We start from the raw sequence: 26396 nt of genomic DNA, 5'->3' as shown, positions 1-26396 counted from the left end.
TAGACACCTCACCATGACAGACTTCCAAGCAGTGTCTCCAGCAGCTTGGTTACACTTATGCTCCAACGGGTCTGGGTTTTTTCGTTCAGTTCGGCCTTCAGGTTGTTGTTGATATGCTTGTTCTCCAGCGCAATCGTGTACAGCGGATCAACAATCACATGGGAGACCGGAGATGCGCTTTTTAGTCGATAGGTGGTGCTTTTGCCCGTTCCGTCCCATGCCTTAAATATCGTTGTGCCGTCCTTGAAGGTAAATTGAACAGGGACCTTGGGATAATCCGCCCCTTTTTTGCTGAGTGTAATGGTTGCTTCGTATCCATTGGCCAGCTTGCGGTTCGTAATGCGATCCACTGAAAAATCCGCCATCTGGCCGTCGTATACATATTGTTCAAAATAGTGGCTCCACGAACGTCCGGTGACTCTTTCGACGATACGCTGAAAATTCTGCGAGGATGGATGCTTGAATCGGTAGGTCTGGACGTAGGTACGCATAATGCGATCCATTTTTTTCGCGCCGACCTGTCGTTCAATGCCACGCAGCACCAGTTTGCCCCGAGAATAGGCATTTTGTGCATATTTAGCAGCCGAGCCGTACTTCCAAGACTCACGGTTTAACGGCTGAGGGGATGATACCTGTCCAGACTGTAACGGCAAGTTAGGGACGAGCCCATATTCCTGCTCCATGAGTCGTTCCTCTGCATAAGAGGTAAAGCCTTCATCCAGCCATGGTTCCTCGAATTCGTTGTTTGCCACCATTCCATAGAAATATTGATGCCCAATCTCATGAACGACCGTCCGCTCCAGACTATAGCCGGGATTCGGATTATCCGCCGCTGCAGCCGTAATGAGTGTGGGATACTCCATGCCGCCCGCGCCGCTGCCTGCTTTGGGTGGTACAACGATGGACAGGGTCGAGTATGGATAAGGCCCGTACCACTTGCTGTAATAGGAAAGAGCGGCCTTGGCTGCGCTCATATAGCGTCCCTTGAGCTCCTTGTGCGATGGGTCGAGATACAGCTTGATTTTGACACCCGGCACCTCAGCAGAGGAAAATGGTTCTTCTGCGGCTACAAAATTCGGTGAAGCGGCCCATGCAAAGTCGTGCACGTCATCGGCATAGAATTGATATATTTTTTGTCCATTTTGCCGGACTGCTCCACGGGTGGGAAATCCGGTTGCAGCCACGATGTGTGTTTCAGGCACTCGAATCCGCACACTGTAAATTCCGAAATCTGCGTAAAACTCGGAGTTTCCATGATACTGATGCAGATTCCAGCCTTCCTCGGCGCGTCCGCGCTGTCCTGCGGTTTCGTAGACGCTGAGTTTGGGAAACCACTGACCTGCCATGACAAAATCATCTGTTGCGCCCATACGTGCGAAGATGGCGGGTAGCTTTACCTCAAACTTCATATATAATGTAATGCTTTCACCGCCTCGGACCGGCTTGGGGAGACGTACCTTCATGAGCGAGCGGTCGTTCACGTTACCGTCATCCGGCTGTACGTATTGAGTCCTGTGCATGAGGGATAAACCGTCTTCCGTTTTAAGTTCAGTTAGTGTCATGGAGCCAAAGCCGTTCTTGGGCATGGTGTCGCCGCGCAGCTTGCCCCCGGATTCCTTCATGAAGGTGGTTTCCATGGAAGAGAAGGCATTGGGGTACAGATGCAGGTACAGATCGTTCACGGTTTTGGTGCCCGGATGCTTCCATGTAAGCGTCTCGGTGCCCCGCAAAACCTGTCCTTCTTCCAGAGACACGTCAATGTGGTATTCCACCACACGCTTGCTAAGAATCTCCGAAGCAGGCTGTGGAGGACTTTTGGGTACGTCAGGCAGGATATTTGCCCCCAGGGGCTTGCCCATGTTTGGCGCAAGCGCAGACTTCGACTGGGAATCGTACATCGGTTTGCCCAAGGATTGCGAATTCGACTCGGATTGAGGCTGCCAGGCAAACCATAACGTCCCTGCGAGGAGACCGAGGGCTAGTGTAGACAATAAAACGATTTTGGTGCGTGCTGGGGTCATACAATGGATACCTCCCGTTGACAAGCATCTACAGCATGTATATGTTTGCTTTCGGGAGATTATTAGTTAAAATATTTATAGTGTAGAATGAGTGTCAAGACGGAAAATGGAGGCTTAGTGACGCATGAGTGAAAATCAACCGGACGGCAAAAAACAGATTGCACTGAACATTGTCAGTGGCAAGAGTAAACATAAGGGCTTCGGCGCAGGTTCAATCGACCTGAACAGCATGTCCCCGGTCATTATTGACCGCGGCGAGGCAAAAATTGATGTCGGTGCCATGCATGCCAAAAGTAAAGTAGAACGCGGGATTAAGTTTTCTACCAATAAAGAGGATGTACCGAACGGACGCCAGGTATGGCTGGTATGGGTAGCCGTGGACCGCACACCCGAAGGGCGTGTGTACGGTGGAGCGACTGCCTGTGAGATGCTGATTGACGACGAAGCCAAACGCGGCTGGAAAATCCTCGCCGATCACGTCAACCGAATGGACTACGCGCTCAAGCGCCGTTTTATGCTGGATGATCTCGGCAGCGAGGATAAAGCAGCGCTCAAAAGCCTGCTGATCTCGCATAACGAGGAATGGTGGGACGCTTCGCCTGAGGAATTGAAGCAGGTGCTGGAAGGGTAATAACTTTGGTTAGAGGCAGTTTTTCCATATTGGGGGGGAACTGCCTGCACAACGCACCTTTATTCCTTTGGATATTATCTATTGTGATCATACCTCTTCTGCCTATGAGTTGGTACAACTATGCATTGAAGCAAAGACAAGGTGAAGATTTTATTAAACGGTTAAAAGACGGCTTCTGAATGGATCAGGAGTCGTCTTTTTGTGCCTAGCAGCTTCTTCTATTTACATATTTCAGATATGCGTTAATAGTAGAAGAAAGCTGAAGCATATGTGTGGTTATTTGATTGATAGCGCCTTGACATCATAGAAAGGCATTCACTATAATTCAAATAGAAATCGGTTCCAAAACCCGGTTTTTATTTATTTCTTTTATGGAACCGGTTCCCAAAAGGGTGTAGTTAAGTCTTATTCACTGTTTATGAATGTAATCTGTAAATAAGGTGGCGTTAGTAGAATGTTTAAATGGTTGAAAAAGAAAGCAACTCCACGTGTTGAAGAATTCGACATCGCAGCGCCAATTAAAGGACAAATTGTTTCCCTTGCAGAGGTTCCAGATCCTGCGTTTTCTACGAAGGCAATGGGGGACGGTATCGCTATTCATCCGTCTGAAGGAAAGGTTACGGCTCCTTTTACGGGCAAAGTGGTTCATGTGATGGAGAAAAGTAAGCACGCCCTGATACTTGAGCATGAATGCGGTGTACAAGTTTTGGTACATGTCGGGATTAATACGGTTTCTCTCAAAGGACAGGGCTTTAACCCCTATGTCCAAACAGGAGACAACGTTAAAGCAGGGCAATTATTGATGGAATTTGATATGGATTCTATCCAACAGGCCGAATTATCTCTAATTACTCCGGTCATCGTTCCAGACGGGCAAGAGATGATCAGCCATGTGGAAATATTGCAAGATTCGTCTGTTTCTCCAGATGCACCTGTGTTAAGAGTCCATTTGAAAGGCTAGTCAGCACATTTAAGTACCTGTTATGCAGGATTATCGGATGAATTCACAGGGTCTAACAGTAGAATGTTTGGGATAGGGCTAACCGGGGGTTTTGGTTGGTCTTTTCTTTTTTATATGAGAAGATTATGTTTATAGCGATCTAGTTTGAGCAGGGCGAAAGGATGTAGATACTATATGAAAAAGATATACTTCGTCAGGCATGCCAAAGCAACCGGACAAGAGCCTGATGCCCGACTGACCGAAGAAGGTGTCAGACAGGCTGAGCAGTTGTCGTCTTTTATGGGAAATGCAGGTGTAGAATATATCGTATCTAGCCCGTGGGAACGAGCTTTGAGAACCATTCAGCCTTTGGCTGAACAGAAAAAGTTGCAGGTATATACGGACCTACGTCTTCAGGAACGGGTGCTTAGCAGTGAACATTTGGATAATTGGATGGACGTGCTGAAACAGACCTATCTGGACGAAGACTTGAAGCTGGAGGGGGGCGAATCATCCCGTGAAGCAGCAGATCGAGGAATACAGCTTGTGCAGGAGCTTATAGAACGGACGGAAAAAACAATAATCATTGTAACTCATGGGGCTTTGCTGTCACTTCTCATTCGACATTACGATTCGCAGTTTGGGTTTGAGGAGTGGAAAAAACTTTCGAATCCCGACGTGTATTTGCTAGAAATAAAAGAAGCAGAAGCCAAGATTCGCAGAGTGTGGACTACGTGTTGAAATGAGTGAAGTCAATTCACCATAAATGCAGAATGGAATCGAAAGGGGAGGCGCATGTTGAACGCAAACCGTTTTTTAGAATTAGAAAAGGCGCTGCTTCAAGCTTGGTCTTTGGAGTCTAGCTCTAAATGGACAGCAAATAACCCTGCGGCGGGACAATGTGGTGTCACAGCGCTCGTTGTGCAGGACAGGTTTGGTGGCGATATTTTGAAGACATGGCTGGATAGTGGCTAGCACTATTCCAACCGGGAGGAGGCTTTTTCGGACACCAATGCAGAGCAGCATGCAGCCTTAAGTCGGAGACTAGGGGAATTTCTAAACGAAAAAGAATGAGCGAATTTTGGGCACCTTCTGTAGCCTGATTTATATTTAAGATGTTTCCGTAGCTAAATAGGCTTTGGGAGTAAGGAGAGAGTGTGATTAACAAATATATAGCAGTTGCGGTTATCGTTCTTGCGATTGTTTGTGGCTTGGTACTGAATACTTCTAAACGAAACCCAATAACATTGGATCAACAGGAAGCAACCCCAAAAAGTAAAAAGTATTCAGGTGATAAGTATGTAACGAAATTTATTTATAAAAAAGTTAATGATCCAAAGGATTCATTGATGACATCCAATATTCTTCATGCTACATCGCTGGAAGAGGAGACTGTTGCTCAGTTTAGAGGAGCGCTAATTACTTTATTCGGAAAACCTCAAAGGACATCAAAAAATTTTGAAGATGCATATGAGTACATAATTAAGGCAACAAATCCGGATGGACAAAGCTGGATATTGACTGCATACGAGGGACCGGGAGGCCCAGCTATAGGAGGGGACACCAAGAAAGAGTCTGTAGAAGAAGTTGCTCAGGATTTGCTGAATCTTATTGAAGCGACAAAGCCCGCGGATTTCGAAGATGTGGGCTATTATGAGGATACTGGATCTACCATTCGTTATGGATGTAAGGATCAAGTCTGTTTTTATCACGAAAGCACACAGGGTAATAAGTGAAATTTTTGAAAAAGGATGCATTTACGTCATAAAATGAGCTATATTGAGGTGAGAATAGTAAAGGAGCCGTGCGGGAACACGACACCAGTGTACAAACAACTGTTTAAAGAGCAGTCGGCAGTAGGGTCGAATGGTAGACTGATACCTTGATTGGGAGCGGTCTATTTCTTTTTCATGTAGGTAAGCAATGTCAGAATGAACATGCCAAACATGATCATCAAGGTAAAGGTCAGCATGTGATCATGAATACACTTCAACAATAAATAACCCGACTGAGATCAGAGTTATCTTAGTCGGGTTATTTTGCAATCGGGATATTAGGACATCGTAGGTTGCCCTTTTGCCAAATTTAATTGCCATGAAACCCCGTACTTATCTTGAACCCAGCCAAATAGCTGGCTTACGGGCGAGGCTTCGAGCGACATTAGAACTTGCCCCTCCTGCGATAGCTGATCAAACACGCGATGAATTTCTTCTTCCGAGTCACAGGTGACGAACAGCGATAGAGCCGGAGTAAAAGGGTGCTTGTCCTGATGGTTCTGGTCAATAGCCATGAAGGTTTGACCTTTTAGAGCGAATACAGCATGTAACACGCTTCCATCCTCTTGATAGAATACACTGACGATGTTGGATGGCTCAAAAACGGAGGTATAAAATTGCATGGCTTCTTCTGCTTGACCGGAGAACATGAAAAATGTTGTAATTTTTGGACTGGAATCTTGCATGAGGTCAACTCCTTGGACTGGATGTTAGATGTTAACATCTTCTCTCTTTTTTAATGGAAATATTCAGCGATATAAGAAGTGCTCCATGAAGACTTACATACTCTCGGAAGGGGGAAAAACAGAATGATGGAAACGACAGCAAGGCTTATTCGAATGTTCGAATCAGGTGAGAAGCTGGACGCCAGTGTGATTTCCGCTTACATAGATGTGATTGCACAATACGGGGCAACGGCGGATGCTTGGGGATTGTATAAGCTTTTTAAAGATGCTCCTTATCATTATATTAGAGGACTGCTGCTTCAGCCGATCATGAGGTGTGGGGATACGGCATTGGCGCAGGATATGTACGAACGTTACGTTCGAAATCAGACATCCTCAGAACATATACCCGATGGTGTGCTGCATGTGTTGGGTTATTTGGGTTTTGCGGAGGCTACGGCTGACCTCGTCGCTTTAGTGAACGGGCAATGTGGGCCCACATCTGTGGATGCCTGTATGGGACTGGTGCATCTTCCATGCGATTCGTATCGTGAAGGGCTGGTGGCTCAATTAGAAGAAGCAATGGATCAGAGCTTGTTTAATGAATTTTTGCCGCTACTAAGCTTCAAATGCGCTAATGTGGACATGGTTCCGCGATTGGTGCATTGGGGAGAAAAGCAAGCTTCCGTAGACTGTAATGCGGGGATTATCGCGGGAATTGCATTGTTTGGTAAGGGACAGAAGGAGACGATTCAATCTATTTTGTGGAATCCGCAATGGGAGGCTCACGGGACGGCTACGGGTAGCTGTGTGTGGTCTTATTTTGCTATGCAGCATGTAGGATTAACCTTTAGGGAGCTTATTCGGGATATCAAAAGCTACGATGCATCTATAGAAGGTGTGCAGGCATTGGAATACTGTTTGGATGTGTTGTGCGTAATGTTGGAATTAAAGCTGAGTTATACGGCACGGCCCATCCGCTTTGCCCGCAGTAACGAGGAGTCATTTGGCGAACTGTATAGAGATTTGTTCAGTTGGTCCACAGAACATCAGGATGACTCTATTGTGGGCTGGATTACGGATCACTTCGGATATGAACATCCACTACTGGATCAGTATAACGAGTTGAGAAAACGATTTGAGATTAAAATGTGGCATGAAATCGAGCTGGAGCATGTTCGTACAGGGAGTTAATCGGGTCAGGATGTAAGAATTATGGATGTAAAGGGACGAAATAGATAAATGCAGTGGCGGTATGGGATTCGCCCAGTCCACGGGCTGATGTCTCGCATAGGATACCTCAGCCTAGAACACAAGGAGTGAACCGCATGTCTTTAATGCCACAGGGTCCTTTCGGACCGCAAACGGGGTTTCCGGGTCCATCCATGCCGCCAGGAACAGGCCCTTCGAGTCCACAATTTCCTGGTACACCACAGGGGCCTTTTGGCCCCTCAACAGGGCAAGGGTCGTTTTCGCCGCCGCCGGGATCATTCGGTCCGCAAGGAGGACCACAAGGCGTTCAGGCGCCCACTGCCCCACCACCGCAATTTACACCACCGAAGCCGCTGGTCTCCGCCTATGCTATTGATCCCGGAGCCATTTCCGGCTGTTTGTTCCGCAACACGTTTATATGGCTGACGAGTGGAGAGCGCTTCTGGCTATATCCGGTCTTTGTAGGCAGAACATCAGTGGCGGGGTTCCGGTGGAACGGCCGTTTTTGGACATATTTTGGGATAGACACCAACCGCATTGAGTCGTTTAGCTGCTATTGGTAAGCATAATTTGGCGGTTGATGTAAAAAGAAAGCAAAAAGACTGAGGGAGCGCTGATAGCGTGCCTTCAGTCTTTTTTGTGGTTAATCCATCCACCATCGTTTGAAATTGCCCCACCATGACTTCTTCTCAGCCTGCTGCTCCGCCTGGTCATTCTGCGTTGCTTCCGGCGGGTTGTTCTGCCCCGACAGTGTTTCCTTCGGCTCTGTTCCGCTTACGAACACTTCCAGCCGCTTGTCGGGACTGTCCGGTGCAGCCAGCTTGCCGCTGGCCGGATCAATGTAGGCGCTGACGACGCCGTCAGGAATGGGAAAGATTTTGGGCGGCACATTCTCCAGTGCTTTCTCCGTATACTGTGCGAAAATCGGTGCCGCCCGCCGGGCATCCTGCGTGCTGATGGCCTTACCCTTGTCGTAGCCGACCCAGACGGCGGTGGACAGCTCGGGTGTGAAGCCGACCATCCACGCATCGGTGTTGGTCGTGCCGCTCTTGCCGGCAACCGGGCGCTTGATCAGCTTCGCGACCCGGTTGCCGGTGCCGCCTTCCTCGAACACGCCTTCCATGAGGCGTGTGAGGACGTAGGCGGAGGCGGGCTTCACCACCTGCTCGGGCGCGGCCTGCGGCGCTTCATAGAGCGACCGCCCGGCCGCATCGGTGACGCGCAGCACCGCCACCGGAGCGACCTTTTGCCCGCCGCTGCCAATGACCGAGAAGGCCGAGGCCATCTCGAACGGGCTGACGGGCGACACGCCCAGCGCCAGCGAAGGCACGGGTTTCAGCTCGCTCGTGATACCCATTTTGCGGGCAAGGTCCATGACCTTATCCGTTCCCACCTTCAAAATGGTGCTTACGGCATAAATATTATCGGACGCTGCAATCGCGCGTCGCAGATCAATTTCGCCCAAATATTTGTCTCCAAAATTTTTGGGCTTATAGGTTTTGCGGTTGCTGTCGTAGTGAAACAACGTCGGTCGGCTTTCAAACTTGGACGTACTCGTTAATTCACCGGAATCAAGTGCGCTCAGATACATAATCGGCTTGAAGGACGATCCGGGCTGCCGGGTCGTGGCGAGCGCATGGTTGTACTGGTTGGCGACATAGTTGGCTCCGCCGACCATCGCTTTGACGTGTCCGCTACGCGGGTCGATAGAGATCAGCGCCGTCTCCAGACCGTTGCTGCTCTTCATGCCTTCGCTTACTGCGGCCTCGGCTGCCTGCTGCATGTGCATGTCCAGCGTGGTATAAATACTCAGACCGCCATGCTCTAGCACGCCCTCGCTAATCCCAAGCTGATGAATCACGAGCTGGCGAACGTAGTCGCGGAACCAGGGCGCGGCTTCAACTGTCCGGCGCTGGCTCTCGGGCCGCAGGGCAAGCATTTCCCCATAGGCCTTGGTGGCTTCGGCCTGAGTGACCTTGCCTGTGAGCGCCATGGAATCAAGTACAACCTTTTGCCGATCCTTGGCGTTTTTCATATGATTATACGGCGAATAGTAGGTCGGTCCTTTCGGAATACCCGCCAGCAGTGCGCTTTCAGCCAGATCGAGATCCTTGGCGGATTTGCCAAAATACATCTGGGAAGCCGCCTCAATGCCGTAGGCACCGTGACCATAGTAGATTTCGTTCAAATACATTTGCAGCAGCTCGTCCTTGGTGTATTTCATTTCCAACTGCGCCGTGTAGATGGCTTCCTTGGCCTTGCGTGTCCAGGTTTTTTCATGGGACAGATACAGGTTACGTGCAAGCTGCTGTGTCAGCGTGCTGGCCCCTTGCGACATGTCCCAACGGGTCACATTGACGAGCACCGCCCGGCCCAGACCTTTGAAATCAAACCCGAAATGATCATAAAACTTCCGGTCTTCTACAGCCAGCGTAGCCGCAATCAGATCGGGTGAAATGTGATCCAGTTGGACAGGGATAGACTCCTTGCCTCCGGCAGAGAAGGTGGCAATGACTTTCCCCTGACTGTCGAGCAGCCGTGAATTCCGATCCGTATCCGCGAGTGGAAGACTGGTCGTATATAAATAGGCGAGCAGAATGCAGGCGGCGATGACCGTCAGAATGGTGAGTGACATCAGTCCCTGAAACCATCGAACCCAGAGCGGTTTGCGCTTGGGGGATTGCTTAGTTGTACCGGCCATCATGCCACCTCCTTCCTTGGTTGATGTTCTCAGTATTGTCAATCCGAAAGCGTCTATTCATCAGATGCGCGTACGTGTACATTTTATACGAGATCCAATCTAAAAAGGCTTTTGCAGGCTATCCGGGTATCGCTTATAATGCAAAAAAGTGTGAAAGTGCAGTGTGTTTGGTTACAATAAATATATCAAACCCGGCGATTATGTGTTGCAGATATCGTGTTTATTGTCGGACACATACTTTAATGAGAAAGAAGGTTGAAATGATGGATTTGTGGTTTACGGAGAAGCAAACTTCCTCTTTCGGCATTACGGCAAAAATCAAACAAACCTATGTCTCCGAGAAAACGGATTTTCAGGATCTGGCGATGATGGAGACGGAGGAATTCGGCAATATGCTCGTACTGGACGGCATGGTGATGACGACCGTGAAGGATGAGTTCGTTTATCATGAAATGGTAGCGCATCCGGCTCTGAACACACACCCGAATCCAAAGAAGGTTTTGGTGGTGGGCGGCGGCGATGGCGGCGTTATTCGTGAGGTCATCAAGCACCCTGAGGTCGAAAAGGCCGTGCTGGTTGAAATTGACGGTAAGGTGATCGAATATTCCAAACAATATTTGCCCGAAATTGCCGGAAAGCTGGACGAGCCTAATGTGGAAGTGCTGGTCAATGATGGCTACATGCATATTCTGGAGCACAAAAATGAATACGACGTCATTATGGTCGATTCCACGGAACCCGTTGGCCCGGCAGCACCGCTGTTCGAACGCGGTTTTTACCAAGGCATCTTTGAAGCGTTGAAGGAAGATGGCATTTTTGTGGCGCAAACAGATAACCCTTGGTTCAAAGCCGATCTGATTCAGAAGGTCAACAAAGATGTGAAGGAGATTTTCCCGATTGTACGTGTGTACGGGGCGAATATTCCGACCTATCCGAGCGGTCTGTGGACATTCACATTGGGCAGCAAAAAGTATGATCCGCTCGAAGTCGACGAGGCACAGATTCCCGAAATGGACACCCGATATTACAGTCCGCGTCTGCACAAAGCAGCGTTCGTGCTGCCTAAATTTGTGGAGGATTTGACGAAGTAGCCCTTGTTAGTAAGCGTCTAGGCATTCTTTGTAACCTGTTTTTGGGTGGAAAAGAGCGCTATAGGCGCTTTTTTGATATTTAATAAAAGGGGCAAATGAGCGTGAAAGCATACTGGACAGCGGATTTCCTTTTAAGATAAAAGAAGGAAATTTAAGGGTGTGTGTAGAATATACAAAAAACCAAACATTAGACAGAATTGAAATATCATCTAGGGGAGGTTTGGTTATGTAAACAAACCAATCGGCAATGTACGAAAGAGGGGGAAGTTGTTTTGATCAGACGTTCTTTTTATTATCTGTGGGGGTCTCAGACGATCTCCAACGTAGCAGATATCATCTACATGTTGAGTGTAGTGGTATTGGTGTTCAGCTCCAGTAATTCTTTAATGACGACCATTTTAATTCCGTTGTTCCGCTTGTCTGCGCAGGTGCTGAGTGGACTGGTGGCTCCCGTGGTTCTCAGTCGTTTCCGGCTAACGAGGGTGTTGCTGTTTTCCCAACTTGGGCAGTTTGTCATTTTTACATTACTCCTGCTTTACCTGTGGATCACACCTGAGCAGAGGTCGTTTCTGTTCATTTTTGTGATGGTGTTCGGCATGTCATTTTTGGATGGCTGGACCAACCCGGCACGTAATTCGCTTGTACCCCGATTGGCAACTGGCGAGGGGCTGATGCGTGCGAACGGCATGGTGGCGGTCAGTGATCAAGTGGTTAAATGTGCAGGCTGGGCGTTGAGCGGGATTATTGTGGCCTGGCTCGGTTCCCTGAATACGCTTGTGATCGCATCCTGTTGTTATTTGGTGGCTGTAACGGTTACGTCCTTCATTCGTGATCCGCTGGATCAAAAGCAATTAAGCCCCGAATCCTCAGAATCCTCGAACAATTCAACAGAAACCGCAAAGTCAAAAGAAAAAGGCTCTCACTGGAAGGAGCTTGGTGAAGGATGGCAAATCATTTGGCATAACCGCCGCATCCGGTCTCTGATGATCGTGGATAGTGTGGATACCATTGGAGGAACCTCCTGGCTGGGTGTATTTATTTTGGCGTATGTTACTCAGGTGCTGCATCAGGATGCAAGCTGGTGGGGCTTTATGAATGCTTCCTTTTTCTCCGGAACAATTCTGGGCGGGTTGCTTGTCGTCGGCTTGGTTAAGCGGCTGCAAAAGAACAGCTTCCTGTACATGCTCGGAGCGTTGCTTGTGTATGTGCTGATTACGATAGTGTTTGCACTCAATACGATCCCGGTCGCTGCGCTTGTTCTTTTTGCTGTATCCGGCTTACCGGTTCAAATGGCTGGCATCATTCGCCGCACCTTGCTGCAAACGAGTGCCCCGGCCGCTCAGCTTCCCAAAGTGATGGCGGGTATCGATGTGCTTACGAATCTCGCTTTCGGCCTGTCTTTGCTATTCCTGGGCTGGTATGCAGACCGCTTTGGTATGGTGCAGGTGTACCTGCTGGCTGCGGCCATGACGACCATTGCTGTCCTGATCGGCTGGTTCTATCGCCGAGATTTTCAGGAAAGTGAGCAAGTGGACCATCCAACCGCAACGGGCGCAGGGATTTGAAGCTAAGGCATTCGTGGGACGGGTCAACTGGTATTGATGGACTACATAATAGTTCTACTATTTTCTAGCTTAGGGTAAGAAAATAAGCCAAGCCCGTCATTTCCAAGGCTTGGCTTATGTTTTCGTTAACATGTTGGTGAGATCCCTACAATAACCTTTTGAGTTGAGATACACGGCCTTGTGACACGCCAAGCCATTTTGCATATTCATTCTGTGCTGCGTTCGGATATCTACGCAAAAGTTCTTTTAGGCTTTCGATCAGATTTTGTGATGACTGATAGCTTCTCTTTTCGGTATACGCATGTTCCTTAACAACAGGAATTGGTATTGGACTAACACCTATATTTGCCTTCAATTCGACTGTACAGTTCTTGCATAAAAGTGAACCCCTGAAATACGTTAGATTTTCAGTTGAGCTACACAGCTTGCAGGAAGCGCCAACATATTTTTGCATACCCAAGAAGCCTGTTTCATGATCGGCAAAAAATTCTATTGAATCACCAATATCCAAGTTCATGGTGGTACGGATTTCTTTTGGAATAACGATACGGTTTAATGAGTCCAATCGGCGCAGCATACCTGTATTTTTCATATAATATCCTCTCCTGATTCCTCTATGATCTGTTTGAGCTGGCTGACCCGGGCTTGTGATATACGTAACATATCGGCGTATTCTTGTTGTGTGGCGTTAGGGTGCTTTTCTAACAAATTCAAAAGCAACTGGGCCATGACCTCTTTTGGCTGTAGAGCCCGTCTATCTGTCTCCGTATCTTTCACAGGTTTCGGTGTGAGTGGTTTTTTAGCTTTGGATTTGAAAGCATTTTTGATCATATTTATACATTTATTGCATATGAGAGAGTCTTTAAAAGCGCTTAATCCTTCGGTTGATTGACAGAATTTACAGGACTGGCCGATGTATTTTTTTAAAATAATTATGCCCTTCTCTGTGTCTATAAAAAATTCAACGGTATCCAGAGGTTCAAAATCGCACGTATATAATATTTCTTTGGGGATGGTGAAGCGACCCAAATGGTCTAATATTCTCGTCATGGCAATGTATTTCATGTCAAAAATCTCCTATTAAAAAGATAAAAAGCAATAAAATAGAACTATTCTTTATTGTTCCAAATGGTGGTATTATTATGGAAAGGGAAATAAATCATTATATTATATGTTTTCCAACTATAGGATTTGTTGAAATGAGAATCATACTACAGTTCATGTTGAAAGGGTGGTTTATACATGGAAATCACACCTGGGATAAGAGCAGAATTAGAAAAATACCTGGAACAAAAAGGGTTGAGCAAGACCGCGTTTGGACATATCTCGGGATTGAATCCGGGCACCGTCAGTGGTATTGTGACGGGCAATAAGTCCATTTCCGTGAATCAATTGGATCTGATTACGCTAGGAATGGAGTTACCACCGGATCATTTTTATGAGCGTTATATTGAAGAGTACATTATAGATGAACCGCTGAACTGGCGAAAAATTAGCCCGTACTTGTACCGATGTGTGGAGCTTCATCGGCTGGATTGTTTAAAAAGAGTCGTCTATCTATTGCTAGACTATGCTACCTATCCACCTTTGCTCTATGGAGTAGCCGAAAATGTTTTCAAAGACGGGTATAATGAAGCCGCTGCTTTTCTGTATACAAAGGTGGCTGAGAGTGAGAAGCAGCAGCATTCAGAACGACTTGCGGTGTGCCAGTATCGCTTGTTTAAGCTCACGATTGGGAAAGACCAAGCGGTTAACCTTGAAGCCGCCGCTAAATTTGAATCGTTTATCACTCGTTTGGATGAAATCGATCAGCTTGATGCTTTGAAAGACTTGACGAACGTATACAGATCAATGGGCTATTGGGACAAGACATATACATTTGCTAAGGAAATGGGACGACTAGGGAAAATACAATATGACATGGTTCATAACTCTGGACGTAAGGAACAAGGGCTACGAAAGAAACTAAGTAGACCACTTTTTGTATATATAGCCTACGCTGATCTGCTGTGTGCGAATGCATGTGATGCCAAAGGGCATTATGATCAGGCATTAGAGCATCTCCGTGCACACACTGATTTAAGCTGGGTAAAGGAGCAGGATTCAGACACACTCCACTGGATGGGCTTATTTCAGCGGTGGGGAAAAATTAATACGTACGTGAACAGGCTTATGTCAGGAGATGTTAGCGTGCTGCCAGATTACGTAGAGTATATGGCGGGCGAGCAACAAATTTTTGCTGAACTCTTGAACGTTATAGAAACCGCCAATCGGTACGATATGGATGTGGATCATATCCTCCAGCGCTTTGAGACTCAAATTGCAGCCTATCAGGAACCATCGTCTGCTGACCTGTATACACAGCAGGTCTTACCGGAACAGTACGTGCGGTTTTGGTACAAGATGGCTAAGTACAGCCTAAATAAAGGTAGATATCCATATGGTTTAAAATGTTTAATAAATGCTTTTGAAAAAGCTGTTACAATAAACCATGCACTACTTATTTCCAATTGTTCAGGTTTGTTTGACCGTTTCAGGGTACATGCTGCTCCTGAAACACTGTCTCGGTACGAAAAAATATCTCAGGAGGTGTGGGAAAGAAATGATCAAAAAGATGGCTTTGTTCTTGACAGTAACTGGCTTTTTACTGGTATTTGCACTACCAGCCCAAGCTAATCATCAAGCTCATGGCACAGTCCAACTTCAGGACTACATCGGTGGGGCATAAGTCAAGGATCAATTCATTACCATTGACCAGCTTAAAATGCTGGTCTTTTTTTGTCCTTTTTACAGATTTTTGGTTGAAAAAAATAATGATTCGGATTTGCTCATTCCATCCTAAAATGAGATACATTAGGAGGGAATGTCAATGAATACGGATGAAACGTTACAACAACAAATGGAAAATGCCCGGCAGCAGCTTCATGATCTGTTTGAACAGTACGGTTTCGGACATGCGTGTGTTCTTGAGCAGTCTATGTTATTGGATGAACTTATTAATCAGTACAACTGTATGTTTCAGATCAAAAAAACTTACAAAAATGTCCAACTGATGTAACCAGATCATATCCCTTTCAGTTCGCGTATACATGGAATACAAATGAAGGAATCTCTATAAGGCATCAAACTATGATTAGAGCCACATAACCTACATTGTTCTTTGTCTATTTGAATTAGGATGATGCCTTGTTCTTGTAAAGAAAACTCCAAACCATCTTGTTTCTCAATGCCCAAATCTCTCCTTACGTCCATCGGTAACACGATTCTTCCGAAATAATCCAGCTTCCTCACCCATCCTGCTCTATGCAAAACTAATCCCTCCCATCACATAACGAATATGATTATATCACGATATCTATAAAATGACTTATTTGAAAGAAAAATACATTCTCATGTCATAAAATGTAATAAATTCGGTGTAGTGGCTGGTGTGGTTAATGATCGAATAGGTTATACATTTTTGTTCTCTGTATTATTATTAATTTTTTTATTTGGTATGATTCGTAAGAAAAATAGTAAGCACTGAACGGAAATTGACCGTTTTACTGGTCGTCGTTGGACTTTTTATGTTGTGAATTTTTATCGTGGAAAATCAAATAAGGGAAAACATCGAGGCATTCATGCCCTAGTGATCAGGTCGGTCAATTGCCGGCCTTTTTATTTGCTCAGGAAACTTTTCCTTGCTGGACGAAGGGGCGTGCCCCGCGCTTTAGGTACGAGTGGGGACTTAATAGCTTGCTTACGGCACGTTCTACACAATCAGCGGCAGTCTACTTTTTTTGAAAGACAACATTTTTCCCCTTACTTCGACATGGATAACTTGTTATTGTAATTATTGTAAATAAATATAAATAAAAGGAAAGTGGTATATGTCTATTATTTTTTCAAAAAAAGTGGTTTCTATTTCATTATCTTCCGTAATGATGTTAGGCTTCTCTGCTAGAGCTTTTGCGTCAACGGGGCCTGTTAATACGACAACACCGTCTGAACCCATCTTATTCGACAAATATCCAAGAAAACAACTCCGTTGAGACACAAGGTTTCAAAAGATGGTTTGCAGAAAAAGCAGTAAAGGGGATTGCTGCAGCCCTTAGAGCAGGAGCAAATAACACATATGTAAAAAAGCGATTGCTGAATACTTCGATGATGCAACAGCCAAAGTCTTCAAGAGGAATTTAGATAATATTGCTGATGTACTGGATGATGCAGTTAGAGCGGGCGATCTAGCCAGCGCATATATCAAGGATAAAATTTTTAAATTGATGTATAGTGTTACTGGTGACTATGGAATAGCAGAATCGATTGCGGATGGGGTGGTTACTCTAATTGATATCTTCCTTTAACAATTAACTATTCGGAGGTTACAATATTGAGTGACGAGATAAAACAATATCAGTCTGAAATTGAGGAACTTCAAGCTAAAGTATCATCTTTAGAACAAAGTTTGAAGAAGCTTGCTATTTTAGTCGAGCCAAATCCGAAATACCCCTATTGGCATAAGATTCTTTGTTTGGGCATTAATGAAGAACAAAGAATGAATCTTGAATACATTATGTCTTACCTCACAAGCAGGCTCCATCAGGATGAAGAATTTTTACAGCATGACGCTGAACAATCAAGCAGGTTTCCTCCTGAGTTGTTTCGTAAAGAAAAACCTTCTGCTGACGAAACAATAAATATTATTATAGCTAGTTGTGGGATCGGGTATGAAAAAATTGTTAAAGACATACTGATTTGCATGTATCAGCAGGGAATGTTCAAGCAAATTATCAGCTTTTTGTTTCCCGTTGAAACTTCTAATGTGCAAAAGGTTGAAGAGTAACTCTCTGGAGTTTTTGAAAATATAAGTCGCTGAGAGGCGACTTTTTGGTTTTTTAATACACTAATTGAAGGGATTGTTTCCTAGTTAGCAGGTCATCCCCTAGCCGTGTCACTACATGTATATCTCTCCTTTACTAAGTGTAATAAAAAAGATGACTCATAGGTATCTCAACCCGACGTCGTTTCAACGACGATTGAGATCGAAGGAGCCTATAAAATACTACAAGAGATCACCAATGGATCAATTATCATGAGGAAACTCTTTATTGGGCAAAAGCAAGTAATTATACGGTTACTAATCCAAAACGTATAATGCATCAACTACGCTAAAATACGATGATGTTACTTTTATGGTCGGTGTTTAGTACATGTATTCGGTAGCCACGCAAATTCCAGCAGATGCAAGCAGATTTAGCAGATTAGGGGTTTCGGCTGATTTAACTCTTAAAAAGTATAGAGCTGTTTAGTATGATGATTACACCGGACAAAGAATCAGTTCATGGGATTTTGTGGCTACCAATGTTCGTAATACCTACCTTGCGCCCGCTTATCAATAGTAAGTCTGTAACAACGTTTATGAAAAAGTATTAATCTTATTTAAGGAAGAACCTGTATAATATTGATAAAATCAACACAGAATACAAGTCGATGGAAAGCGTATATACATATAAGGGTAATAGAACTTATCTGGGGTAAGGGAGGAAAAAGAATGGTTCAGTATCAAGTAATTTCGGTTTGTGATCGTACGGGGTGCACATATAGTTCGGTCAGTGTTACCTTGGATGCGATATCAGCAGATGCAGCTTGGACAGCAGCCAATGTTTTAAATCGCACTTCAGATTTACGCTGTCCTATATGTGGTGAATCGCTTGGTTTTTTTCCGGATGAATTTGATAATTGTGAATAAGTAAAATGAAGAAAACCTTTACCCGAAGGCAAAGGTTTTCTTGAGGCCCACCGTGGGGCATAATCTGTGTGTTTCTACGGCCCACCATGGGGCATGAGTTTTTAATCCGAGTGTTACTTACATCAATATTATAAACTAAAACAGTAGAATAAGCAAGTATTATCAGTAATTTTAAGAACTTTTAAGTTCCGCCTCATTATCTTCTCCAAATGCTTGAATTGCATTTTGAATTTCTTCATACGCACTTTGACGAACTTTGTCACGCATCGTAATAATTTTTTTGCTAAGCGGGTCCATAATTGCAACTGCCTCTACCCAGCTTTTTAATAGTCCTATTCTGTTTGTTCCACTTGGCAACTTATATGGTTTCCGTTCAATAACATATACCTTTTCATCGTCATAAAGTTTATAAGTCAGCTTGTTTTTATAATTCTCAACCAACCTAATGGGCCGATTTAGATGAAAGTATTGAACTTCAGGATATTCTAATATCGGTAATGTATCCACAAAGCTATTATAAATAAATTCATTGTACAAGCTTCTTTCCTTTAATCCATAAATTCGAAAACCATCTTTAATTCGATTTTGCTGTTCTGGAGAAAGTTTTACAATTTCAAACTTGTCTGTAATTGGGTTTTTATGGCGCACATTTCGGATGCGCTTGCGACTAACGCTGGTAATCTGATTCATGAGGACTACTGTTTCACCTTGTAAAAATGAAACATGCCCAATATTAAATGACAGATCTGTGTCCAAAGTCTTTTCTGCTTTAAAACTCGTTGTCGGAATTATACTTACATTATCCCTCTTCCGTTGCTCATCCCAGACAATACCATAATGGAATTCATCCTGCTCGGAACCTATTCCAGTAAAATTGACGCATACTACCATAAATTGAGTTGTGATCGGTTTTAATACCCCTGAAGTTGGATCTTTAACGGTGTCTTTATTCGCGGAATCTATAAACCTCTTCACTCGGGACAACGTATCTTCCCTAGTCAAGTTTGGTACACCTGCGTCATCTTTAATATGCATTAGCTGAGCTGTTATTTGACGAACCTTTTGGTCATCCATAATATGTTTGTAGAGTGATAACAAGTGCTTCTTTTCGTATTCTGCTTTATTGAGTAAATCGAGTAAAAATTGTTCTATCAAATAATTCACTTCTTTCATTGTAATGTATCTAATTCTATCATAATTATCCTTTCCTTCGTTCCAATTAAACTGTAGTTTATACATAAAATCACAACCCAAAAAAGCCGATTGCATAAGAGCAATCGGCTTATCCCCTCACCTGATATGCTAGGCCGTAGTGAACTGGCTGTTATAGAGCGAGGCATAATGCCCCCCGCTTGCAAGCAGGCCCTCATGGGTTCCGCTTTCGACGACATCGCCGTTTTTCATATATAAAATAAGATCCGCTTCGCGGATGGTTGATAGTCGGTGGGCGATCACGAAGCTGGTGCGTCCGGCAATCATTTTCATAAATGCCTTCTGAATACGCGCTTCTGTCAAGGTGTCAATACTGCTGGTCGCTTCATCCAGAATGAGCATAGGTGGATCAACGAGAATCACCCGCGCGATGGTGAGCAACTGCTTTTGACCTTGCGACAGGCTGTCGCCTGAACCGCTGATGACCGTATCGTAGCCATGAGGCAGCCGCTTGATGAAGCTATGTGCATTGGCAGCCGTTGCAGCCGCAATAATTTCTTCTTCCGTCGCTTCCGGCTTTCCGTAAGCGATATTGTCCCGAATCGTACCGCTGAACAGCCATGTATCCTGAAGCACCATACCAAAGTTCGTCCGCAGACTGTCCCGGCTCATGTCATTGATATTCACCCCGTCGATGGATATCGATCCGCTATCTACATCATAGAACCGCATGAGCAGGTTAACGAGCGTGGTTTTACCAGCTCCGGTCTGCCCGACAATCGCAACACGGGTACCCGGCTTAACCTCCAGACTAAAGTCCGTAATGAGCGTACGGTCTGGGTTATAGGAGAATTTCACATGATCAAAAAGAATCGTGCCTTTGCTACGCCCAAGCTGTACGGCGCTCGATTTTTCCGGCTGCTCAGACGGTGAGTCCAAAATAGCGAATATGCGCTGGGCAGAAGCCGTAGCCGCTTGGAACTGAGTCAGTACACCTGTAATTTCATTAAAAGGCTTGGCAAACAGGTTCGTATAGATCAGAAAACTTGATAATCCCCCTACCGAAATCACACCCAAAATGATGGATATACAGCCGATCATCGCCGTGACCGAGAAGGTCATATTGTTCACCAGCCGAGTGGAGGGATTGGACAATGATCCGTAAAACTGTGATTTTACCCCGGCTTGATACAATTGTTCGTTTTTGGCGGAAAATTCCTCAAACGAACGGTTTTCATAGTGAAAGGCTGTGACCACCCGCTGTCCGCCGATCATTTCCTCTACATAACCATTCAGACTTCCTAAAATTTGGGCCTGTTCGCGGAACATGCGCTGGGATCGTGTGGTAATGAACCGTGCCACACCATACGTGACCGGGGCTGACACCAGCACGACCAGCGTCATCATTGGACTGATGTACAGCATGAGCACAATCGAGCCTATAATCGTAATCATCCCGGTAATCAAGGTAGAAAAGCCTTGTAGCAATCCATCCGACACAGCATCCATATCATTCACAAAACGGCTGATGCTGTCACCTTGCGGGTGATTGTCGTGGAAGCTTAACGGGAGGATATTAAAATGATCAAATAACTCTCGCCGCATATCATTGACCGTCTGATAAGCAATACGGTTCGTCAAATAGGTGAGCAGCCAGCTAAACAAACTGCCTACGGCATACACCATGCCTAATCCGGCAAGAATGTGCGCAATCCCTCTAAAATCCACCGCACCCTTATCCACCATGTGATCGATGGCCTGACCAATCATGTAGGGGCCGATCAGACTGGCAAGCACGCTGAGAATCGCGCTGATGATGACCCAAAACGTTGTTTTTTTATATTGACCTACATAGGTTAACAATCTTCTCCAGGTTTCCTTGGCGCTCATTAGTCTACCTCCTGCGTTGAGAGCTGGGAACGATTAATTTCCTGGTATACATCGGAGCTGCTCATCAACTGTTCATGTGTGCCGACACCGACAATCTGTCCTTCATCAAACACAATAATTTTATCGGCATGCTGTACGCTGCTCACCCGTTGCGAGACAAGCAGGACGGTCATGCTGCTGCTGTTTTCCCGTAACGATGTACGCAAGGCGGCATCGGTTGCAAAATCAAGTGCACTTGAGGAATCATCTAAAATAAGGATTTCCGGATTCCCTACAATAGCTCTGGCAATGGTGAGACGTTGCTTTTGACCTCCCGACAGATTAAGACCCCCACGGGCAATCGGAGCATCGTATTTTTCGGGCAGATTGGAAATGAACTCATCCGCTTGCGCAATTGCTGCAGCCCGGGCGACTTCCTCATCGGTGGCGTGTTCATGACCCCAGCGAATATTATCCGCTATGGTGCCGGTGAACAGCAGCGCCTTCTGTGGAACAATCCCGATTTTTTGCCGCAATGGCTCAAGCTTATATTGGCGAACGTCAATGCCATCGACCTGCACATGCCCCTCCACCGCATCATAGAACCGGGGAATGAGATTCACAAATGTTGATTTCCCCGAACCCGTTCCTCCGATGATGCCGACCGTTTCACCAGGGTAGATGTTTACGGTAACATCGTTAAGCGCCAATTGCCCCGTTTTATTGTATCCGAAGGAGACGTGGTCAAAAGCGATAGTCGGTACGGTGTCCTGTTCATTTGATTCAGACTGATTTTTAGTCGTAGTCACATCGGAAATCGAAGCTTGTGTATCCAGAACTTCCTGAATCCGTGCTGCCGAGGTTGCGGCCTTGGTGAACAGAATGATTAAATTGGTCACCACGATCAGAGCCAGCAAAATCTGCGTGATATAATTAATAAAAGCAATAATCTCCCCTTGCGTAAGAGATCCGTATTGAATATGAATGCCGCCGATCCACAGAATCGCAATAATGGCTCCGTTAACCACTAACAAGGTGGCCGGGCTGAGCAAAGCGGAAATACGCCCGACACGAATGGCGGTTTGGGTCAGGTCATCCGATGCTGTGTTGAACTTGACTCGTTCGGCTCCTCTTTTGGCAAAGGCCCGTATGACCCTTACCCCTGTAAGATTTTCGCTTAGCACAAGAGCGATGTTATCCAGCTTTTTCTGATACATTCGGTACAGCGGTGAAGCCTTCGTAATAACCAGATACAGGATCAAAGCCAGGATCGGCGTAGCTGCCAAAAGAACCAAAGCAAGGCGAAAGTCCAAGATCATCGACATGATAATAGCCCCAATACAAATAAAGGGGGCGCGAATGACCAGACGAATCAGCATCGCCACAGCCGTCTGGAGCTGATTCACATCGTTCGTGATCCGATTAATGAGTGAGGGCGTACCAAACTTATCGAGATCTGCATAAGAGAACGATGAAATGTGCTTAAACATCGTATTGCGCAGCGTGGTTCCGAATCCCTGAGAGGCCCGGGCTGCGTAAAACTGGCACACCATTGAGCTGCCAAAGCCCAGCACGGTCATAAGCAGCATCAATAGACCCATTTGCCAAACATAATGGGTATCTCCTTTGACCACGCCATGATTGATCATTAGAGCTACCATGGTAGGCAGCAACAATTCCAGAATCGCCTCAATCAGTTTAAACAGAGGCCCAAGAATGCTTTCCTTTTTATAGGGTTTCAAAAAAACAGCAAATTTCAGCAAATAAACCATCACCTAACCTGAATAATGTATAAAGCCCGTTGACCCAACCTGATAACTGAATATGATTATGGCATATCCCAAACCATATGAATAATATTTAATATATATTAGAGGTATATGTATTACATATATCAGTACCGGAGGTTCATGATGGAATTGAGACATCTTAAGTATTTTCTGGCGATTGCAGAGGCCGGACAAATCACAGCGGCAGCCAAAAAGCTGCAAATCGCACAGCCTCCCCTAAGTCAGCAGCTCATGCAGTTGGAGGAAGAGCTGGGGGTAAAGCTCGTGCATCGAGGTCCGCGAAGCATTCATCTGACAGAGGCCGGAATCATTTTGCAGAACAGGGCCAAGCAGATTTTGGAGCTGACCGATGCCACGACGAGGGAAATAAACGATTTTGCCAAGGGTATGAAGGGAACGCTCACGATTGGAACCGTCTCTTCTTCCGGCGCAGCCCTGATGAAAGACAGGCTTTCCGAATTTCACAAAACCTATGCGGGCGTAAAATTCGAAATCCATGAGGGAAATACGTTCATGATTCTCGATCTGTTGAACAAGGGCATTGTAGAGGTTGGTATCGTCAGAACGCCGTTTAACACCACCGGTCTGGGGTGCAGATATGCAGCCTCCGAGCCGATGGTCGCGGTGATGACAGAAGAGCATGACTGGAACCCTGACCAGAAGACGATTCCGCTGTCTGATTTGAAAGATAGACCCCTTATCGTATACCGCCGCTTTGAGCAACTGATACACAATACCTGCATGAAGCATGGCTTTGAGCCGGATGTCTTTTGCAAAAACGATGATGCCCGCACTACGCTTCATTGGGCCAATGAAGGATTGGGGATCGGTATGATTTCACGGTCCGCGCTCTCTCTGGGCAGTAATAACCAGTTAATCGTGAAGGAAATTATGTGTGAAGAATTGCATACTCGTGTGGCGGCTGTCTGGCTCAAGGATAGATACATGTCTTCTCTGGCTTCCCGATTTATCGAAAGATTTAGCCAGGCATCCGATGAAGTCACTCCGCGGTAGCTGTTTTTTTTGTGGATGAAAGCATCTTTTTGTAAAATCTCATTTGAATTGCAAACGGGAACTGGATATAGTAGTACAGTAGGATAGCGATAGAATGGAGTTTGAACACATGCCACACAATGCAAAGGTCCAAATCCGTCTTCATAGTCATCACGACGGAGAAGATGTGGTACAGGAACTTCCCGGAGAAGCGATCATGCGTGGGAAGCATCTATATATAAGGTACGATGAACCCCAAGAGGGACCTGAGGGCGGAACGACACGGAACACGGTCAAAATCGGACCGGATGAGCTTAAGCTGATTCGCCACGGTGAGGTGCAGTCGGAGCAGTCATTTGCGCTGGGACGAAGATTGCCGGGATTTTACCGATCGCCTTATTTAAGCCTGAACATGTCTGCGCATACGCAGAAGCTCGATATTCGAATGGACGGATTTACCGGACAGGTGAGCTGGACTTATGATCTGTACGTATTTGAGGATTTCTCGGGGCATTTTGCCATCAGTTTGCATATACAGGAGGAGCAACAATCATGACAAGCAATCCACTGGAACTCATTAATCAAAAGGTGACCTCTGCTATCGAGGCAGCGGTACTGGCTGCCGGTATCGTGAGCCGCGAAGAGCTGCCGACAATCACACTGGAGGTGCCGAAGGACAAGTCGCACGGTGATTTGGCTACAAACGCTGCGATGCAGCTTACCCGTATTGCGAAGAAAAACCCGCGTCAAATTGCAGAAGATTTGATCGCAAATATAGACTTGGCTGCCGCCTCGATTGAAAGCGCGGAAATTGCCGGACCGGGCTTTATTAACTTCCGCCTGAACAAGAGCTACCTCTATGCAGTTATTCAGCAAGTGCAGGAACAGGGAGCAGATTACGGACGTGTGCAGGAAGGTGCAGGCAAAAAGGTACAAATCGAGTTTGTCAGTGCGAACCCGACAGGTAGCCTTCACTTGGGCCATGCGCGCGGTGCGGCAGTAGGGGATGCCCTCTGCAACGTGCTTGATTTTGCCGGATACAAAGTAACTCGTGAATACTACATTAATGATGCGGGTAACCAGATTTACAACATGAGCCGCTCGATTGAGGCACGTTATTTGCAAGAGCTGGGACAGCCTGCTGAGATGCCGGAGGACGGTTATCACGGTGAGGACATCGTCGGGTTTGCCAAGGAGCTGGTGGCTGAGAAGGGCGATTCCCTGCTGTCTTTGACACCAGGCGACCGCGCAGCTTATTTCCGTGACTACGGTTTGGAAAAGGAACTGAACAAGATCAAGCGCGATCTGGAGCTGTTCCGTGTACCTTTTGACTCCTGGTTCAGCGAAACATCGCTGTATGAAAACGGTGAAGTGCTTAAAGCGCTGAATGAGCTGCGTGACCGTGAGGAGATTTACGAGAAGGACGGAGCCACATGGCTGAACACAACCAAGTACGGTGACGATAAGGACCGCGTCTTGATCAAAAATGACGGTACATACACGTACCTGACCCCGGATATCGCGTACCATCGCGACAAATACGCCCGTGGGTATGACACGATCATCAACATTTGGGGAGCGGATCACCACGGCTACATTCCACGGATGAAAGCAGCTATGGAAGCACTGGGTAACGACCCGGATAAGCTCAAAGTGCTGATTGCCCAAATGGTCAGCCTGTTCCAAAACGGGGAAAAGGTGAAAATGTCCAAGCGTACCGGCAAGGCCGTGACGATGGAAGACCTGATGGAAGAAGTGGGTGTGGACGCGATCCGCTACTTCTTCACGATGCGCAGCATGGATTCGCATCTGGATTTTGACATGGATTTGGCGATTTCCACTTCCAATGAAAATCCGGTATTCTACGTACAATATGCCCACGCTCGCGCGTGCAGCGTATACCGTCAAGCCGAGGAGCAAGGAATTGCCGTACTGCCGTTGGCAGAGGTTGATCTGTCCAAACTGACGGCTGAGCATGAATACGACCTGTTGCGTAAAATCGGCGAGCTGCCGGAGGAAGTATCGGTAGCGGCTGCGAGCTTTGCGCCACACCGTATGATTCGCTACGTCTACGAGCTGGCATCGCTGTTCCACAGCTACTATAAGGCAGAGCGTGTGATCACTGAGGATGCCGCTCAAACGCAGGCTCGTTTGGCGCTGTTTGGCGCGGTGCGCACCACCATTGCCAACGTGTTGAAGCTGGTAGGCGTGTCTGCACCGGAACGCATGTAAGCAAACCACTTTAACGATAAAAGGAACCGTC

At 46.2% G+C, this 26396-nt stretch carries 24 protein-coding genes and 1 pseudogene; 16 read left to right on the top strand and 9 right to left on the bottom strand.

Annotated elements, in window-relative coordinates; genetic code table 11:
• Positions 1–8 precede the first annotated feature (8 nt).
• Complete coding sequence (locus E0698_RS21805; protein ID WP_192512896.1) at positions 9–2021, bottom strand: M1 family metallopeptidase; 2013 nt, start codon at positions 2019–2021, stop codon at positions 9–11.
• A gap of 124 nt (positions 2022–2145) precedes the next feature.
• Between E0698_RS21805 and E0698_RS21800 the strand changes: the two genes are divergently transcribed.
• The 5 genes and pseudogenes from E0698_RS21800 to E0698_RS21780 all read left to right on the top strand — a co-directional run bounded on the left by E0698_RS21800 (position 2146) and on the right by E0698_RS21780 (position 5328).
• On the top strand, positions 2146–2652 hold the full coding sequence (locus E0698_RS21800; protein WP_192512895.1) for a YwhD family protein: 507 nt from the start codon (positions 2146–2148) through the stop codon (positions 2650–2652).
• A gap of 454 nt (positions 2653–3106) precedes the next feature.
• Complete coding sequence (locus E0698_RS21795) at positions 3107–3613, top strand: PTS sugar transporter subunit IIA (RefSeq protein WP_134911689.1); 507 nt, start codon at positions 3107–3109, stop codon at positions 3611–3613.
• A gap of 174 nt (positions 3614–3787) precedes the next feature.
• Positions 3788–4333 carry a histidine phosphatase family protein gene (locus E0698_RS21790; protein WP_134911688.1) on the top strand — a complete coding sequence of 182 codons (546 nt, stop codon included), beginning with the start codon at positions 3788–3790 and terminating at the stop codon, positions 4331–4333.
• Between the two features lie 57 nt (positions 4334–4390).
• Positions 4391–4666, top strand: a pseudogene (locus E0698_RS21785) (YunG family protein).
• 83 nt (positions 4667–4749) lie between these two features.
• A complete protein-coding gene (locus tag E0698_RS21780) occupies positions 4750–5328 on the top strand; it encodes a hypothetical protein (RefSeq protein WP_337916438.1) in 579 nt (192 codons plus the stop codon).
• A gap of 161 nt (positions 5329–5489) precedes the next feature.
• Here E0698_RS21780 and E0698_RS27725 read toward each other — a convergent pair whose 3' ends face one another.
• Together E0698_RS27725 and E0698_RS21775 are read right to left on the bottom strand one after the other, a co-directional pair.
• On the bottom strand, positions 5490–5564 hold the full coding sequence (locus E0698_RS27725) for a putative holin-like toxin (RefSeq protein ID WP_443146918.1): 75 nt from the start codon (positions 5562–5564) through the stop codon (positions 5490–5492).
• Positions 5565–5645: 81 nt separating this feature from the next.
• Positions 5646–6053 carry a VOC family protein gene (locus E0698_RS21775; protein ID WP_134911687.1) on the bottom strand — a complete coding sequence of 136 codons (408 nt, stop codon included), beginning with the start codon at positions 6051–6053 and terminating at the stop codon, positions 5646–5648.
• Positions 6054–6176: 123 nt separating this feature from the next.
• Here E0698_RS21775 and E0698_RS21770 point away from each other — a divergent pair, with 123 nt between their 5' ends.
• Both E0698_RS21770 and E0698_RS21765 read left to right on the top strand, forming a co-directional pair.
• A complete protein-coding gene (locus E0698_RS21770) occupies positions 6177–7226 on the top strand; it encodes a hypothetical protein (RefSeq protein ID WP_192512894.1) in 1050 nt (349 codons plus the stop codon).
• A 134-nt stretch (positions 7227–7360) separates the two neighbouring features.
• On the top strand, positions 7361–7807 hold the full coding sequence (locus E0698_RS21765) for a transporter (RefSeq protein WP_134911686.1): 447 nt from the start codon (positions 7361–7363) through the stop codon (positions 7805–7807).
• A gap of 80 nt (positions 7808–7887) precedes the next feature.
• Here the strand turns inward: E0698_RS21765 and E0698_RS21760 are convergent, their stop codons facing one another.
• On the bottom strand, positions 7888–9945 hold the full coding sequence (locus E0698_RS21760) for a transglycosylase domain-containing protein (protein ID WP_192512893.1): 2058 nt from the start codon (positions 9943–9945) through the stop codon (positions 7888–7890).
• A 263-nt stretch (positions 9946–10208) separates the two neighbouring features.
• Between E0698_RS21760 and speE the strand changes: the two genes are divergently transcribed.
• Both speE and E0698_RS21750 read left to right on the top strand, forming a co-directional pair.
• Positions 10209–11036 carry a polyamine aminopropyltransferase gene (speE, locus tag E0698_RS21755; RefSeq protein WP_134914520.1) on the top strand — a complete coding sequence of 276 codons (828 nt, stop codon included), beginning with the start codon at positions 10209–10211 and terminating at the stop codon, positions 11034–11036.
• A gap of 272 nt (positions 11037–11308) precedes the next feature.
• Positions 11309–12601, top strand: coding sequence for an MFS transporter (locus tag E0698_RS21750; protein ID WP_192512892.1), 1293 nt, complete (start codon positions 11309–11311; stop codon positions 12599–12601).
• A 145-nt stretch (positions 12602–12746) separates the two neighbouring features.
• Here E0698_RS21750 and E0698_RS21745 read toward each other — a convergent pair whose 3' ends face one another.
• A complete protein-coding gene (locus E0698_RS21745) occupies positions 12747–13193 on the bottom strand; it encodes an AbrB/MazE/SpoVT family DNA-binding domain-containing protein (protein ID WP_192512891.1) in 447 nt (148 codons plus the stop codon).
• The gene (locus E0698_RS21740; RefSeq protein WP_192512890.1) at positions 13190–13666 is read right to left on the bottom strand and encodes an AbrB/MazE/SpoVT family DNA-binding domain-containing protein; all 477 of its coding nucleotides are present in this window, start codon (positions 13664–13666) and stop codon (positions 13190–13192) included. The genes E0698_RS21745 and E0698_RS21740 overlap by 4 nt, the downstream gene beginning before the upstream one ends.
• A gap of 177 nt (positions 13667–13843) precedes the next feature.
• Here E0698_RS21740 and E0698_RS21735 point away from each other — a divergent pair, with 177 nt between their 5' ends.
• The 4 genes from E0698_RS21735 (at position 13844) to E0698_RS21720 (ending at position 18329) form a co-directional block, all read left to right on the top strand.
• Complete coding sequence (locus E0698_RS21735; protein ID WP_192512889.1) at positions 13844–15277, top strand: helix-turn-helix domain-containing protein; 1434 nt, start codon at positions 13844–13846, stop codon at positions 15275–15277.
• 193 nt (positions 15278–15470) lie between these two features.
• A complete protein-coding gene (locus E0698_RS21730) occupies positions 15471–15659 on the top strand; it encodes an aspartyl-phosphate phosphatase Spo0E family protein (protein WP_192512888.1) in 189 nt (62 codons plus the stop codon).
• Between the two features lie 1311 nt (positions 15660–16970).
• Positions 16971–17423 (top strand): hypothetical protein, encoded by a 453-nt coding sequence (locus tag E0698_RS21725; RefSeq protein WP_134911679.1) that lies wholly within the window; start codon positions 16971–16973, stop codon positions 17421–17423.
• A gap of 708 nt (positions 17424–18131) precedes the next feature.
• Positions 18132–18329 (top strand): hypothetical protein, encoded by a 198-nt coding sequence (locus tag E0698_RS21720; RefSeq protein WP_134911678.1) that lies wholly within the window; start codon positions 18132–18134, stop codon positions 18327–18329.
• Between the two features lie 171 nt (positions 18330–18500).
• Here E0698_RS21720 and E0698_RS21715 read toward each other — a convergent pair whose 3' ends face one another.
• From E0698_RS21715 to E0698_RS21705, 3 genes are all read right to left on the bottom strand, one after another.
• Positions 18501–19502: a type II toxin-antitoxin system PemK/MazF family toxin gene (locus E0698_RS21715; protein ID WP_192512887.1), complete on the bottom strand. Its 1002-nt coding sequence runs from the start codon at positions 19500–19502 to the stop codon at positions 18501–18503.
• A 129-nt stretch (positions 19503–19631) separates the two neighbouring features.
• The gene (locus tag E0698_RS21710) at positions 19632–21371 is read right to left on the bottom strand and encodes an ABC transporter ATP-binding protein (RefSeq protein WP_192512886.1); all 1740 of its coding nucleotides are present in this window, start codon (positions 21369–21371) and stop codon (positions 19632–19634) included.
• Positions 21371–23113 (bottom strand): ABC transporter ATP-binding protein, encoded by a 1743-nt coding sequence (locus E0698_RS21705; RefSeq protein ID WP_192512885.1) that lies wholly within the window; start codon positions 23111–23113, stop codon positions 21371–21373. The genes E0698_RS21710 and E0698_RS21705 overlap by 1 nt, the downstream gene beginning before the upstream one ends.
• Before the next feature lie 150 nt (positions 23114–23263).
• Here E0698_RS21705 and E0698_RS21700 point away from each other — a divergent pair, with 150 nt between their 5' ends.
• The 3 genes from E0698_RS21700 (at position 23264) to argS (ending at position 26365) form a co-directional block, all read left to right on the top strand.
• Positions 23264–24154 carry a LysR family transcriptional regulator gene (locus E0698_RS21700; protein WP_192512884.1) on the top strand — a complete coding sequence of 297 codons (891 nt, stop codon included), beginning with the start codon at positions 23264–23266 and terminating at the stop codon, positions 24152–24154.
• 94 nt (positions 24155–24248) lie between these two features.
• Entirely contained in the window at positions 24249–24689 is a 441-nt protein-coding gene (locus E0698_RS21695; protein WP_134911674.1) for a DUF1934 domain-containing protein, read from the top strand.
• Positions 24686–26365 carry an arginine--tRNA ligase gene (gene argS / locus E0698_RS21690; protein ID WP_192512883.1) on the top strand — a complete coding sequence of 560 codons (1680 nt, stop codon included), beginning with the start codon at positions 24686–24688 and terminating at the stop codon, positions 26363–26365. The genes E0698_RS21695 and argS overlap by 4 nt, the downstream gene beginning before the upstream one ends.
• Positions 26366–26396 lie beyond the last annotated feature (31 nt).

It is taken from the genome of Paenibacillus sp. 23TSA30-6, from assembly GCF_014858585.1.
In the GTDB taxonomy this organism is placed as follows: Bacteria; Bacillota; Bacilli; order Paenibacillales; family Paenibacillaceae; genus Paenibacillus.
Note: the sequence above shows the minus strand (reverse complement) of the source record. Positions and strands in the feature narration are given on the sequence as shown.